Raw genomic sequence first — 13,171 nt, forward strand, 5'->3', positions numbered from 1 at the left:
GGGGTGACGCGGGGTGCGTACGGGATCAGTGGTGGCCGTGGCCGCTGGTGATCTCGTGGTGCTCCTCGGCGGTGGGCTTGGGAATCTGGCTGCCCTCGCCGAAGTAGCCGCGGGAGATCTTCGCCCGGGTGCGGGTGAGGATGCCGGCCTTGAGGGCCACGCCGTTCTCGTCCCTCTGGGCCGGGAGCTCGAACGGCTGCTGCTGCTCGTGTGCGGTGAGCTTGTGCAGGTCGCCCTGCGGCAGCTGCGCGTGCACCTCGACGAACTCGCCGTGCGGCAGGCGCTTGATGACGCCCGTCTCGCGGCCGTGCAGCACCTTCTCCTTGTCCCGGCGCTGGAGGCCGAGGCACCAGCGCTTGGTGATGATGAAGGTGAGCACCGGCACCACGAAGAAGCCGACCCGGACGAAGTACGTGACGTCGTTGAGCGACAGGTGCAGGTGGGTGGCGAAGAGGTCGTTGCCACCGGCGACCAGCAGCACCAGGTACAGGCTGATCCAGGCGGCACCGAGCGCGGTGCGGACCGGGGCGTTGCGCGGGCGGTCCAGGATGTGGTGCTCGCGCTTGTCGCCGGTGACCCAGCCTTCGATGAACGGGTAGGCGGCGATGGAGACCAGGACCAGCGGGAAGACCACCATCAGCGGGATGAAGACACCCAGGTTCAGGGTGTGGCCCCAGAGGCCGATCTCCCAGCCCGGCATGATGCGGATCAGGCCCTCGGAGAAGCCCATGTACCAGTCCGGCTGGGCGTCGGTGGACACCTGGTCGGGGCGGTACGGGCCGTACGCCCAGATCGGGTTGATCGAGGCGACCGCGGAGATGACCGCGATCAGGCCGAAGACCAGGAAGAAGAAGCCACCGGCCTTGGCCATGTAGACCGGCATCAGCGGCATGCCGACGACGTTCTTCTCGGTCTTGCCCGGGCCCGCCCACTGGGTGTGCTTGTGGTAGAAGACCAGGATCAGGTGCGCGACCAGCAGGCCGAGCATGATGCCCGGGATCAGCAGGACGTGGATGGTGAAGAACCGCGGCACGATGTCGTGGCCGGGGAACTCGCCCCCGAACAGGAACATCTGGATGTAGGTGCCGATCAGCGGGGTCGCCAGGACGGCGCCCTCCATGAACCGGATGCCGGTGCCGGAGAGCAGGTCGTCGGGCAGCGAGTAGCCGAAGAAGCCGTCGAACATGCCCAGGACCAGCAGCAGGAAGCCGAAGACCCAGTTGATCTCACGCGGCTTGCGGAACGCGCCGGTGAAGAAGACGCGCAGCATGTGCACGAGCATCGCGGCCACGAAGACCAGCGCGGCCCAGTGGTGGATCTGACGGACCAGCAGGCCGCCGCGGACCTCGAAGCTGATGTCCATCGTCGACGCGTACGCCTCGGACATCGGGATGCCCTTGAGCGGGACGTACGACCCGTCGTAGATGACCTCGCCCATCGAGGGCTTGAAGAAGAGCGTCAGATAGACGCCCGTCAGGATGATGATGATGAAGGTGTAGAGGCAGATCTCGCCCAGCATGAAGGACCAGTGGTCCGGGAAGATCTTCCGCAGGTTGGCCTTGGCGAGGGAGTAGATCCCCAGCCGGCCGTCCGTCCAGTCAGCGGCCTGCTCCCACTTGTTGGCGGGCTTGGCGCGCGTGCTGGCCGGCTTGGAGGCACCGGAGGTGGTGCTGCTCGCGCTACTCATCGAGCACGCTCCCAGTAGCTCGGGCCGACGGGCTCGTCGAAGTCGCCGGTGGCGACCAGGAAGCCCTTCTCGTCAGTGGTGATCTTCAGCTGCGGCAGCGGGTGGCCGGCCGGGCCGAAGATGACGCGCGCGCCGTCCGCCAGATCGAAGGTCGACTGGTGGCAGGGGCAGAGCGCGTGGTGGGTCTGCTGCTCGTAGAGGCTGATCGGGCAGCCGACGTGGGTGCAGATCTTCGAGTAGGCGAGGATGCCCTCGAAGCCCAGCTCCCGGGACGCGTTGTCCTTGATGTCCTCCGGCGCGATGCGCACCAGCATCAGGGCGTCCTTGGCGATGCGCTGCTGGAAGTCCTCGTCGTGGGTGTGCAGACCCTGCGGCATCGCGAAGGTCAGCGACCCCTGGATGACGTCCTCGGCCTTCATCGGCAGGTTGGTGTTCATGTTGATGAGCGCCAGGGGCTTGGCCGGGGTGGCCTCGTCCCAGCCGGTGTGCTCCAGCTTGTCCTCGGGCAGCGGGCCGAGGTCGCGCAGCAGCACCACACCGGAGAGCGGCACCAGGGCCATCGAGCCGATGAGGGTGTTGCGGATCATCTTGCGGCGGCCGAAGCCGGACTCGGCGGCGCCGGTCCTGAACTGCTCGATGACGTCGTTGCGGACCTCGTCGTCGGCCTCGATCGGGTGACGCTCGGCCGGGATCTCGTGGTCCGACATCAGCGTGCGGGCCCAGTGGACCGCGCCCGCGCCGATCATGAACAGCGCCACGCCCAGGGTCAGGCCCAGCGCGAAGTTCAGCGCGCTGATGTGGCCCAGCGGGAAGACGTAGACGATCTTGTCCGGGTCGATGGCCACGTAGGAGGCGATGAAGCCCACCGTGGCGAGCATCGAGATCACGAACATCAGCGAGACCTGGCGCTCCGCGCGCTTGGCGGCCCGCTCGTCGATGTCGGTGCGACGCGGTTCGTGGGCCGGCAGGCCCGGGTCGGCGAACGGATCGCCGTGGGCGGCCACCTCGTGGTGCCCGGCGGAGCCGTGCGACTCCGGGAGCTTCTCTTCTGGCATGTCCTGGCTCATGACTTCTTGGCCTTGGTGGTGTGGGCGGCGACCCAGATCGCGACCGCGATGAGTGCGCCGAGACCGAAGATCCAGCCGAACAGACCCTCGGTCACCGGACCGAGGCTGCCGAGCGTGAGACCACCGGGGTTCGGCTCATCGTTGGTGGTGTGGCGGACGAAGGCCACGATCTGCTTCTTCTGCTCCTCGGGCATGGTGGTGTCCGGGAACGACGGCATTTGCTGCGGGCCGGTCTGCATGGCCTCGTAGATGTGCTTGGCGTCCACACCCTCCAGCGACGGGGCGTACTTGCCCTTGGTCAGGGCACCGCCCTGACCGGCGAAGTTGTGGCACTGGGCGCAGTTGGTGCGGAACAGCTCGCCGCCCTTGGAGATGTCCTCGGGGTTGGTCGAGGTGAACTGCTCCTCCCTCGGAGTCACCGGGCCGGGGCCGAGCGAGGCCACGAACGCGGCGAGCTGGTCGATCTCCGCCTGCGAGTAGATGTTCTTCTTGCGCGGCACCTGAGCGCCGGGCTGCTGGGCCGGCATGCGGCCGGTGCCGACCTGGAAGTCGACCGCGGCGGAGCCGACGCCGACCAGGCTGGGACCGTCGCTGCTGCCCTGGCCGTTCAGGCCGTGGCAGGAGGAGCAGCCCACGGCGAAGAGCTTCTTGCCCTCATCGATCGCGAGCGACTGCGCGGCGACATCGGCCTGCGCCTTGTCGGCGGGCGCGAACGCGGCGTACAGCCCCCCGGTTGCCGCCAGGGCGAGAAGTAGGACGACCAGCGCCGCCAGTGGGTGGCGCCGTCGTGCGGAGAGCTTTTTCACGGAATAACCCCGGTGTCAGGATCTGGTCGACTGGTGGGTGCACCCGGCGGCCGGTCTGGCCGGCACGAGGCTGCCTGTCTAGGGCTGCGCGCGCGGTCGGTCGGTGGGAGCGTCGGCACCGGCAAAGAGGCCCGTCGCCGGTGAGGGCGGGGGCCCGAGGCCGGTGGCCAGCGACCTGATCAGCTGGTTACTTGATCAGGTAGATGGTCGCGAACAGGCCGATCCACACGACGTCGACGAAGTGCCAGTAGTACGACACCACGATCGCGGCGGTGGCCTGCTCGTGCGTGAAGCGCTTGGCTGCGTACGTCCGTCCCAGGACCAGCAGGAAGGCGATCAGACCACCCGTCACGTGCATACCGTGGAAACCGGTGGTGAGGTAGAACACCGTGCCGTACGGGTCGGAGGACAGCGAGAGGCCGTCCTTCTTGACCAGCTCGGTGTACTCGAAGATCTGGCCGCCGATGAAGATCGCGCCCATCACGAAGGTGATGACGAACCACGACCGGAGCTTCTTCACGTCCCCGCGCTCGGCAGCGAACACGCCGAGCTGGCAGGTGAGCGAGGAGAGCACCAGGATCGTGGTGTTGACCGAGGAGAAGGGCACGTTGAGGGCGTGCGCCTTCTCGCTCCAGAACTCGGCTCCCTTGACGGAGCGGAGCGTGAAGTACATCGCGAAGAGGGCCGCGAAGAACATCAACTCGGAACTGAGCCAGACGATCGTTCCGACGCTGACCATGTTCGGCCGGTTGACCGATCCGTGCGCGTGCCCGGTTTCTACTGCTGTTGCTGTCGCCACGACGGACATTATGTCGGTCCCTTATTCCGTCTTCACGCCGGGGGGTGTCCCTCGGAGTGTCCGGTGCGTGCGGTATGCCCCAGTGGGACCCGACGGAGCGTCCGGACGGGGGCTGAGCAGCGGCATGTCCCTTTTCTGATGGTTCTTCGAAGGCCTCTTCGACCCTCTTGCCCTGCGTGTCGCTGCACGCCCGTGCGGCCCGCGGGGAGTAAGGGGAGGGCCGTTCTGTCGGCCGTACGGGTGGACCGCACCGCTGAGGGTGACGCGCCGTCCTCCGGGCGGGTGAGTCGTGGGCGCGGCGGCTTGAGATGGATCTCGCGGGAGGGGCTCGGCGGCCGGTGATCGGGAGTAGCATCCGGGTTGAGGCGAACGTGGTCCGGATCACACTTTGAGGGAGCAGGGCCCATGGCGTACACGACCGACGAGACGCTGACCGTTCTCGTCTACAGCCACGACCGCAACACCCGCGAGCAGGTGCTGACGGCGCTCGGCCGCCGGCCGGCCGCGGACCTGCCGGAGCTGTCCTACCTGGAGTGCGCGACGACCCCCGCGGTGCTGAAGGCACTGGAGAAGGGGGGCGTGGACCTCTGCGTGCTGGACGGCGAGGCGGTGCCGGCCGGAGGGCTGGGGCTCGGGCGGCAGCTGAAGGACGAGATCTACGGCTGCCCGCCCGTGCTGGTGCTGATCGGCCGGCCGCAGGACTCCTGGCTGGCCGCCTGGAGCCGGGCCGACGCGGCGATCTCCCAGCCGGTGGACCCGGTGGCGCTGGCCGAGGCCGCCGCCACCCTGCTCCGGGCCCGGCTGGCGAAGCGGACACCGGCCACCCGGTAGAAGGCGGACACCGGTGGCCCGGTAAAAGGGGGCGCATCTCACCAGGAGAGAAGAAGGGTCGCGGCGGGACGGTGGCGTCCCGCCGCTCGATAGGCTGACTCCAACCCTACGGAGATCCCTTTCCGGGAACCGACGAGAGCTGGAGTCAGCCATGGTGAACGTGAACCCTGCGAACGGCGGCAAGGACCCCGTGCAGGTGGTCCGCACCTGGCCGGACATCCTGTCGGTGCTGCTGCGGGGCGAGGACCTCGGTCAGGCGGACACCGCGTGGGCGATGGACCGGATCATGAGCGGCGAGGCCTCCCCGGCCCAGGTGGCCGGCTTCATGGTGGCGCTGCGGGCCAAGGGCGAGACGGTCGGGGAGATCGCCGGCCTGGTGGACGCGATGTACGCGCACGCCGAGCCGCTCTCCATCCCCGGCCCGGCGGTGGACGTCGTCGGTACCGGCGGAGACCGCGCCAAGACCGTCAACATCTCGACCATGTCGGCGATCGTCGCGGCGGCGGCCGGTGCCAAGGTGGTCAAGCACGGCAACCGGGCCGCCTCCTCGGCGAGCGGCTCCTCGGACGTGCTGGAGAAGCTGGGCATCGCCCTCGACCTCTCCGCCCGGAGGGTCGCCGAGGTGGCCGAGGAGATCGGGCTCACCTTCTGCTCCGCCGCCATGTTCCATCCGTCGATGCGGCACGCCGCCACGGCCCGGCGCGACCTCGGGGTGCCGACGGCGTTCAACATCCTGGGCCCGCTGACCAACCCGGCCAAGGTGACGGCCCACGCGATCGGCTGCTTCGACACGCGGCTGGCCGGGCTGATCGCCGGGGTGCTGGCCCGGCGCGGCTCCAGTGCGCTGGTCTTCCGCGGCGACGACGGTCTGGACGAGCTGACCATCACCACCACCTCGCGGGTCTGGATCGTGCGTGGCGGCGAGGTCCGCGAGACCACCTTCGACCCGCGCGAGGTCGGCATCGGGCTGGTCGGCATCGAGGCGCTGCGCGGCGCGGACCCGGCGTACAACGCGGACGCCGCCCGCCGGCTGCTGGCCGGGGAGCGCGGGCCGGTGAGGGACGCCGTCCTGCTGAACACGGCGGCGGCGCTGGTGGCGCTGGACCTCACCGACGCGCCGCTCACCGAGCAGCTGGCGGCGGCCATGGAGCGGGCCGCGGCCGCCATCGACTCGGGCGCCGCACTGGACCTGCTGAACCGCTGGTCGGAGGCCACCAGCAAGGCGTGAGGCGGTAGTTGGGGCCCGCGCGGGGGAGTGACCCCGGGCGGGCCCCGCCGCATGAGCGCGCCGGGCCCGGGCGGCCCGCAGGCGGGAGGGCGAGCCCCGTCCGGATGGTGGACCCGTGTTTGACCACCCGGCGGACGCGACCTAGAGTCCTCGGCAGGTCATGAGTGACAGCGCCAAGCCCCAGCTTGCTGTCCGGCAACCCTCCGTCCGTGGCGGGGTGCCCTGGGTGAGGACCGGGTCCCGCGGCAATCCGTCCGCGTGACAAGCGCGGACGCCGGCGACACGCACTCCCCGGGGTCCTTCACCCAGGAGGAGTGCATCCCCATGTCCGTCGCCACCGAACTCTGCGCCCCGCTCCCCGTCCTCGGCCACGACGTCCTGGTCCCGCTGGCCAGCGGCGAGAAGGTCACCTATGCGGCGCTCGACTACGCGGCCAGCTCCCCGGCGCTCCAGCGGGTCTGGGACGACGTCGCCGCCTACGCCCCCTACTACGGCAGCGTGCACCGCGGCGCCGGCTACCTGTCGCAGCTCTCCACCGACCTGTTCGAGCAGAGCCGCCGTACCGTCGCCGAGTTCCTCGGCCTGCGCGAGGGCGACCAGGTGGTCTTCACCCGGGCCACCACCGACTCGCTGAACCTGCTGGCCGGTGCCGTCCCAGCCGGCACCCGGGTCTTCGCGTTCGAGACCGAGCACCACGCCTCGCTGCTGCCCTGGGCGCACGCCGGACTGGACGTCACCTACCTGCGCGCCCCGCGCTCGCGGGCCGAGGCGGTCGCCGCCCTGGACGCCGCACTGGCCGCGGCCCCCGAGGGCCCCAAGCTGCTCTGCGTCACCGGCGCCTCCAACGTCACCGGCGAGCTCTGGCCGGTCGCCGAGCTGACCGCGACCGCGCACCGGTACGGCGCCCGGGTGGTGCTGGACGCCGCGCAGCTCGCCCCGCACCACCGGGTCTCGGTGCGCGAGCTGGACGTGGACTGGATCGCCTTCTCCGGGCACAAGATCTACGCGCCGTTCGGCGCCGGCGTGCTGGCCGGCCGGGCCGACTGGCTGGACGCGGCCGAGCCGTACCTGGCCGGCGGCGGCGCCACCCGTACGGTGGCCCGGGAGACCGACGGCTCGGTGGCCGTCCAGTGGCACACCGGCCCGGCCCGGCACGAGGCCGGCTCGCCGAACGTGATCGGCGCCTACGCCATCGCCTCGGCCTGCCGGGCGCTGACCGGCGCCGGCTTCGACGCGCTCGAGGCCCGCGAGCAGCAGCTGGTCGCCCGGCTGAAGGCCGGTCTGGCTGAGGTCCCGCAGGTCAAGGTGCTCAACCTGTTCGGCGCCGACTCGGCCCGGGTGGGCGTGCTCTCCTTCGTCGTCCAGGGCTGGAACAGCTCGCACTTCTCGGCCGCGCTCTCCGCCGAGTACGGCATCGGGGTGCGCGACGGCCTGTTCTGCGCGCACCCGCTGCTGCGCACGCTGCTCGGTGACGAGGAGGTGGCACCGTCCGAGTGCGGCGCGCCGGAGCCGTCGCTGCCGGGTGAGCGGAGCCTGAACGCGATCCGGGTCAGCTTCGGCGCCGGCACCCCGGACGAGCACATCGAGCGCTTCCTGACCGCCGTCCGCGAGCTGGTCACGGACGGCGCGGCCTGGAACTACCGCAACGAGGGCGGCCGCTGCGTCGTGGACACGCGGCGGGAGGGCTGAGCCCTACTCGTCGAGGCCGAGCGCGAAGGCGGCCTCGAGGTCGTGCTGGGAGTACGTGCGGAAGGCGATCTGGGTCTCGGTGTGGGCCACGCCCGGGACCTTGTTCAGCCGGCCGGGGATCACCTCGGCCAGGTCGTCGTGCCGGCGCACCCGGACCATCGCCACCAGGTCGTAGCCGCCGGTGACCGAGTAGACCTCGCTGACGCCCTCGATGGCCGCGATCGCCTCGGCGATCTCCGGGATGCGGTCGACGCTGGTCTTGATCAGGACGATGGCGGTGATCACTGTTCGGGCTCCTTTGTGAGGTGCGGCCAGGGTATCGGGCGTCAGCCGGACCGTCGCGGGGGGCGGGTGGCCACCGTGCAGGCGTACAGGAAGCCGGCCGAGAAGCCGATCACGTGGACGAGGTAGGCCACCCCGGGCCCGGCCGAGTGCACCGACCACCACTGAAGGGCGAACCAGAGACCGAGCACCAGCCAGGCCGGGAACCGCAGCGGGAGGAAGAGCAGGAGTGGTACGAGCGTGGTGACGCGGGCGTGCGGATGTAGCCTCAGGTAGGCGCCGAGGACGGCCGAGATCGCCCCCGAGGCGCCGATCAGCACCCGGGTGGAGTCCGGCGAGTGCGCCTCGGCCAGCGCGAAGCCGTACGTGGCGAGCGAGCCGGCGGCCAGGTAGAAGAGGGCGAAGCGGGCCCGGCCGAGCCGTTCCTCGACAGTGGGGCCGAAGACATAGAGGAAGAGCAGGTTGCCCAGCAGGTGCAGCCAGCCGGCGTGCAGGAAGAGCGCGCTGAGCACCGCGAGCGCCGGGTGCTTGCCGGGGGTCGGCCGGGCCGGGCAGCCGGGCACCGGGTCGGGGGCCTCGGCGAGCTGTTCGGCGGTCAGCGGGCGCCCGGCCAGCAGCTCGGCCGGGACGGCGCCCCAGCGCTGCTCGTACCGCTGCTCCGCGCAGACCCGGTCCTGGCCGCGCCCGTACAGCGGGTTGAGCCCGGCGGCCGGGCCGACCAGGAAGACCAGGGTGTTGAGCGCGATCAGCGCGTAGCTGACGGCCGGGACGGGAGCGGCCGGGCGGCCGGCCCGCGCACCGGTGTGGTCGAGGACCGGGATCGCCATGCGCCCAAGCATCCCTCCGCCCGGCACGGGCGGCACCGGGCTTACGGCAGGTGGGCTACGTCCTGTCCGGTCGAGGGGTTGTCCGCGGACTCCTGGCGTCGCCCGCGAGCGGGAGTTCGCGGACCTGCCCCGGGGGCGCGTCCGGGCCGCCCGATCGCTGTGACCGGTGGCCGGGACGGTTGCCTCAGGCAATAGGCTTGGGGCGGGCATTCCCGCCTCCCGCCGCCGATGCCGGGGCTCCGGGGGGAGCGCCTGAGCCCACCCAGGGACCACCCGAGAGGACCCCCGATGACCGTCCCCGCCCTGACTGCCGAGACGCGTTGGCGCTGCACCCTGTGCGGCAACCTGACCCGTTTCGACGTGACCCGTTCTGCCCGGGTCACCGAGTTCCTCCACTTCGACCTGGCCGGCGAGTCCAAGGTGGAGGAGACCGAGGTGCTCAGCGAGACCATCGAGTCGGTGCGCTGCCGCTGGTGCAACGCGGTGGACCAGGTCGAGCTCGTGGCCCGCCCCGGGGCCGAGGACGCCGAGGCCGCCGAGCAGGGTTGATGCCCGGCCCGTGCGGAGGGCGGCGGTGCGGGGCACGGCCGCCCGCCGCACGGGACAATACAGACAGAGCGCACGGAGCGTGAGGACGAGGGCGGCCGCCGTTGGCCGTGCCGCTGGAACAGGATCGGAGCCGAGGACGTGGTGGACGCAGCGAAGGAGCCCGCCGGGCCGCAGGGGCGGCAGCCCGCTGTGGACGCGCAGGCGCCGGACGCGGCCGAGGCAGCCCCGTCCGCGCCCGCCCCGGCCGGAGACCCGGTGTCGGAGGGGACGGCCGACGCCGAGGAGTCCGGCGGTGACGAGCCGGCGGCAGAGCACGCCGACGGGACGGCGGCGGCTGCCGAGAAGGCCGCGGAGCGGGCGTCGGAGAAGCTCGACCGGCCGCTGCCCGAGGGCGTGCGCCGCCGGGTGGTCGGCCTCGCCGCGGACGCGCTCGGAGGGCTGCCGCCGGGCGAGCTGCCGCAGACGCTGCGCCAGTACGCCAAGTTCACTCCGGCCCGGCGGGCCAAGTACGCGGCCACCGCGCTGGCCGCCGCGCTGGAGTCCGAGCCGGCCTTCCGGGTGCGGATAGCGGAGCGGCTGCGGCTGGGCCAGCCCGATCTGGTCAAGGCGCTGGAGTCCGGCAGCGTGCCCGGGGCCGCCGATCCGATGGACGTCGCGGCCGCCGCCTACCTGGTGCGTTCGGCGGGCTGGAGCCGGCTGGTGTCCGAGGCCGGCGAGGAGGCGGAGCGGGCCGGCGCCGAGGGCGCGGCCGCCGAGGCGGCCCGGCTGGTGGAGAAGCTGCAGGCGGAGCTGGCCGAGGTGCGGTCCGCGGCGCGCTCCGATCTGGACCGGCAGCGGACCGAGTCCGAGGACGTCCGCAAGGAGGCCGACTCGCTGCGCCGGAAGGTGCGGTCGCTGGAGAGCGACACCCGCCGGGCCCAGGCCGAGACCCGCCGGCTCAGCGCCGAACTGGAGGCGCTGAAGACGCAGTCGGGAGCCGAGCGCAGCGCGGCCGAGAACGAGGCGCGCCGGCTGCGGCACCGGATCTCGGAGCTGGAGAACGCCGCCGAGCAGGGCCGCCGGTCGGCCCGTGAGGGGCGCAGCGTCGAGGACATGCGGCTGCGGTTGCTGCTGGACACCGTGCTGCAGTCGGCGCAGGGCCTCCAGCGGGAGCTGGCCCTGCCGGTCTCCCAGATCCGGCCGGCCGACCTGGTGGAGGCGGTGGTGCCGGGTGCGGCCTCGCCGCACGACGTGGCCCGGCGCGGGCTGGCCGAGGACGATCCGGCGCTGCTGGACCAGCTGCTGGCGATCCCGCAGGTCCATCTGGTGGTGGACGGCTACAACGTGACCAAGACCGGCTATCCGGCGCTGCCGCTGGAGCAGCAGCGGATCCGGCTGCTGGGCGGGCTGGCGATGCTGGCGCAGCGCACCCAGGCGGAGGTCACCTGTGTGTTCGACGGCCAGGACCTGGACGTACCGGTGATCATGGCGCCGCCGCGCGGGGTCCGGGTGCGGTTCAGCCGGACCGGGGAGACGGCGGACGAGCTGATCAGACGCCTGGTGCGGGCCGAGCCCCAGGGCCGGCCGGTGGTCGTGGTCTCCACCGACCGGGAGGTTGCGGAGGGCGTGCGCAAGGCTGGTGCGCGCCCTGTCGCCTCGGTGCTGCTGCTGAACCGGCTGGCCCGGCCGTAGGCTGTCCCGGGCCCCACCGGACGGGGTGACGCCTGGTCAGAGCCGGGCTTGCGATGCTGTGGCGATCTCGTGAAGTCATGGCGGCGGGGCGGAGTTCACGCCAACGGGGGAGTGGCGCAAAGCCTGGATCTTCACTAGGGTCTGGCGTCAAACCTATTTTCCGGATTCTCACTCGATTGGGTGAGTCCGTAAAAAGAAGGAGCCGGTCACTTGGCCTCCCACCGCCGTCCCAAGCAGCCGAGCCGCGCGCGGGTCTCCGTGCTCACCGCTGCCGCGGCGACCGCGGTCGCCCTCTCCGCCCAGGTCGCCGCCCACGCCGCGCCGACCCCGTCCCCCAAGAAGGAGGACGTGAAGGCGCAGATCGACCAGCTCCAGGAGGAGGCCGAGCAGGCGACCGAGAAGTACAACGGCGCCAAGGAGCGGGCCGACCAGCTCCGCAAGCAGGCCGACCAGCTCCAGGACCAGGTGGCGCGCGGCCAGGACCAGATGACCCAGCTTCAGGGCGGGCTGGCCGCGGTGGCCGGCGAGCAGTACCGCACCGGTGGCATCGACCCGTCCGTGCAGCTGATGCTCTCCTCCGACCCGTCCGGCTACCTGGACAAGGCCTCCAGCGTGCAGCAGGCCAGCTCCAGCCAGGCCGACGCGCTCAAGGGCCTCCAGGACCAGCAGCGCCGGCTGGACCAGCAGAAGACCGAGGCCGCCGCGATCCTCGCCTCGCTGGACACCACGACCAAGGACCTGAACCAGTCCAAGGCCGAGGTCAACAAGAAGCTGAAGGAGGCCCAGGACCTGCTGAACTCGCTGAGTGCGGCGGACCGGGCCGCGCTGAAGGCCGCCCAGCAGCAGGACGACCGGGCCTCGCGCGGTAGCGAGCGTGCCGACCTCGGCAGCCTGCCGCAGGCCTCCGGTCTCGCCGGGGCGGCCGTCTCCAACGCGATGAGCAAGCAGGGCTCGCCGTACGTCTGGAGCGCCACCGGGCCGAACAGCTTCGACTGCTCCGGCCTGATGGTCTGGGCGTACGGGAAGGCCGGCGTCTCGCTGCCGCGCACCTCGCAGGCGCAGGCCAACTACGGCTCGCGGGTGCCCTCGCTCGCCGAGGCCCAGCCGGGTGACCTGATCATCTACCGCGACGACCGCAGCCACGTCGGGATGTACATCGGCAACGGCATGGTGGTGCACGCGCCGCACACCGGCGATGTGGTGAAGGTGATGAAGGCCGACGCGATGAAGATCAACACCATCCGCCGGGTCTGACGGACCGACACGCCCAGGGGCCGGGATCCGGCCCTGTGATCCGCGCCACCTCCGAGCGGGGGTGGCGTCGGCGTTCCCGGCCGTATGTGAGAAATGATCAGCTCCGCGTAGGTTGCTGGTCACACCCGGTCATATTCACAAATGAACTTGGGTATTCTTCCGTCTTTTTTCTGACAAGGATTTGAACGGATCACGGTTCTGTTACTAGGGTCGTGCCTCGAACCACCGCACAGTCGATCACCCAGCCTGGGTGGCGGCGGGGGTTTACCGCCGAGTTCGTGAAGCAGCGGGACGGGTCGCAGACCGGTCCGACGGGGAGCCCAGCAGTCGGGGGCGCTGTGGAGCGGAGCCGGGGAACCATGTTCCTCCGGGGTGAATCGGCGCCAGGTCGGCCGCTGGAACGGCCGGTGAGGCGTCGTAGGGCACGCTTCCGGCCCGAACCCGTCAGCTCACCCGGTAGGCGGGCGTTGGAAGAAGGAGT

The 13,171-nt window shown here is 71.2% G+C and carries 12 protein-coding genes and 2 riboswitches; of the genes, 6 read left to right on the forward strand and 6 right to left on the reverse strand.

The window, feature by feature from the left end; all coding sequences use genetic code 11:
- Positions 1-25: 25 nt before the first annotated feature.
- The 4 genes from OG286_RS28200 to OG286_RS28215 all read right to left on the reverse strand — a co-directional run bounded on the left by OG286_RS28200 (position 26) and on the right by OG286_RS28215 (position 4,368).
- Positions 26-1,687, reverse strand: a complete 1,662-nt coding sequence (locus tag OG286_RS28200; RefSeq protein WP_396319428.1) for a cytochrome bc complex cytochrome b subunit — start codon at positions 1,685-1,687, stop codon at positions 26-28.
- Positions 1,684-2,754: a Rieske 2Fe-2S domain-containing protein gene (locus OG286_RS28205; RefSeq protein ID WP_396319427.1), complete on the reverse strand. Its 1,071-nt coding sequence runs from the start codon at positions 2,752-2,754 to the stop codon at positions 1,684-1,686. The genes OG286_RS28200 and OG286_RS28205 overlap by 4 nt, the downstream gene beginning before the upstream one ends.
- Positions 2,751-3,560 (reverse strand): c-type cytochrome, encoded by an 810-nt coding sequence (locus tag OG286_RS28210; protein ID WP_396319426.1) that lies wholly within the window; start codon positions 3,558-3,560, stop codon positions 2,751-2,753. Before OG286_RS28210 ends, OG286_RS28205 begins: the two co-directional genes overlap by 4 nt.
- Before the next feature lie 187 nt (positions 3,561-3,747).
- Complete coding sequence (locus OG286_RS28215; RefSeq protein WP_073923280.1) at positions 3,748-4,368, reverse strand: heme-copper oxidase subunit III; 621 nt, start codon at positions 4,366-4,368, stop codon at positions 3,748-3,750.
- A 396-nt stretch (positions 4,369-4,764) separates the two neighbouring features.
- On the opposite strand from OG286_RS28215, the gene OG286_RS28220 reads away from it, so the two are divergent.
- The 3 genes from OG286_RS28220 (at position 4,765) to OG286_RS28230 (ending at position 8,107) form a co-directional block, all read left to right on the forward strand.
- The gene (locus OG286_RS28220) at positions 4,765-5,190 is read left to right on the forward strand and encodes a hypothetical protein (RefSeq protein ID WP_396319425.1); all 426 of its coding nucleotides are present in this window, start codon (positions 4,765-4,767) and stop codon (positions 5,188-5,190) included.
- Between the two features lie 151 nt (positions 5,191-5,341).
- Positions 5,342-6,418, forward strand: coding sequence for an anthranilate phosphoribosyltransferase (gene trpD, locus OG286_RS28225; protein WP_405359593.1), 1,077 nt, complete (start codon positions 5,342-5,344; stop codon positions 6,416-6,418).
- Between the two features lie 156 nt (positions 6,419-6,574).
- A riboswitch (SAM riboswitch) is annotated at positions 6,575-6,692 on the forward strand.
- A gap of 50 nt (positions 6,693-6,742) precedes the next feature.
- A complete protein-coding gene (locus OG286_RS28230; protein WP_396319423.1) occupies positions 6,743-8,107 on the forward strand; it encodes an aminotransferase class V-fold PLP-dependent enzyme in 1,365 nt (454 codons plus the stop codon).
- A 3-nt stretch (positions 8,108-8,110) separates the two neighbouring features.
- Here the strand turns inward: OG286_RS28230 and OG286_RS28235 are convergent, their stop codons facing one another.
- Together OG286_RS28235 and OG286_RS28240 are read right to left on the reverse strand one after the other, a co-directional pair.
- Complete coding sequence (locus tag OG286_RS28235) at positions 8,111-8,392, reverse strand: Lrp/AsnC ligand binding domain-containing protein (protein WP_030240061.1); 282 nt, start codon at positions 8,390-8,392, stop codon at positions 8,111-8,113.
- A gap of 41 nt (positions 8,393-8,433) precedes the next feature.
- Positions 8,434-9,216, reverse strand: a complete 783-nt coding sequence (locus tag OG286_RS28240) for a rhomboid family intramembrane serine protease (protein ID WP_396319422.1) — start codon at positions 9,214-9,216, stop codon at positions 8,434-8,436.
- Between the two features lie 288 nt (positions 9,217-9,504).
- On the opposite strand from OG286_RS28240, the gene OG286_RS28245 reads away from it, so the two are divergent.
- From OG286_RS28245 to OG286_RS28255, 3 genes are all read left to right on the forward strand, one after another.
- Positions 9,505-9,765, forward strand: a complete 261-nt coding sequence (locus OG286_RS28245) for a hypothetical protein (protein WP_405365857.1) — start codon at positions 9,505-9,507, stop codon at positions 9,763-9,765.
- 255 nt (positions 9,766-10,020) lie between these two features.
- On the forward strand, positions 10,021-11,436 hold the full coding sequence (locus tag OG286_RS28250; protein WP_396319653.1) for an NYN domain-containing protein: 1,416 nt from the start codon (positions 10,021-10,023) through the stop codon (positions 11,434-11,436).
- Between the two features lie 210 nt (positions 11,437-11,646).
- Entirely contained in the window at positions 11,647-12,690 is a 1,044-nt protein-coding gene (locus OG286_RS28255; protein WP_396319420.1) for an NlpC/P60 family protein, read from the forward strand.
- 324 nt (positions 12,691-13,014) lie between these two features.
- Positions 13,015-13,169: riboswitch (cyclic di-AMP (ydaO/yuaA leader) on the forward strand.
- The last annotated feature ends 2 nt before the right edge of the window (positions 13,170-13,171 follow it).

The organism is Kitasatospora sp. NBC_00039, assembly GCF_045160625.1.
Lineage (GTDB): Bacteria > Actinomycetota > Actinomycetes > Streptomycetales > Streptomycetaceae > Kitasatospora.

Coding starts and splice junctions, on each gene's coding strand:
- OG286_RS28200 (WP_396319428.1), bottom strand. CDS start 1,687: ATGAGTAGCGCGAGCAGCACCACCTCCGGTGCCTCCAAGCCGGCCAGC.
- OG286_RS28205 (WP_396319427.1), bottom strand. CDS start 2,754: ATGAGCCAGGACATGCCAGAAGAGAAGCTCCCGGAGTCGCACGGCTCC.
- OG286_RS28215 (WP_073923280.1), bottom strand. CDS start 4,368: ATGTCCGTCGTGGCGACAGCAACAGCAGTAGAAACCGGGCACGCGCAC.
- OG286_RS28220 (WP_396319425.1), top strand. CDS start 4,765: ATGGCGTACACGACCGACGAGACGCTGACCGTTCTCGTCTACAGCCAC.
- trpD (WP_405359593.1), top strand. CDS start 5,342: ATGGTGAACGTGAACCCTGCGAACGGCGGCAAGGACCCCGTGCAGGTG.
- OG286_RS28230 (WP_396319423.1), top strand. CDS start 6,743: ATGTCCGTCGCCACCGAACTCTGCGCCCCGCTCCCCGTCCTCGGCCAC.
- OG286_RS28240 (WP_396319422.1), bottom strand. CDS start 9,216: ATGGCGATCCCGGTCCTCGACCACACCGGTGCGCGGGCCGGCCGCCCG.
- OG286_RS28245 (WP_405365857.1), top strand. CDS start 9,505: ATGACCGTCCCCGCCCTGACTGCCGAGACGCGTTGGCGCTGCACCCTG.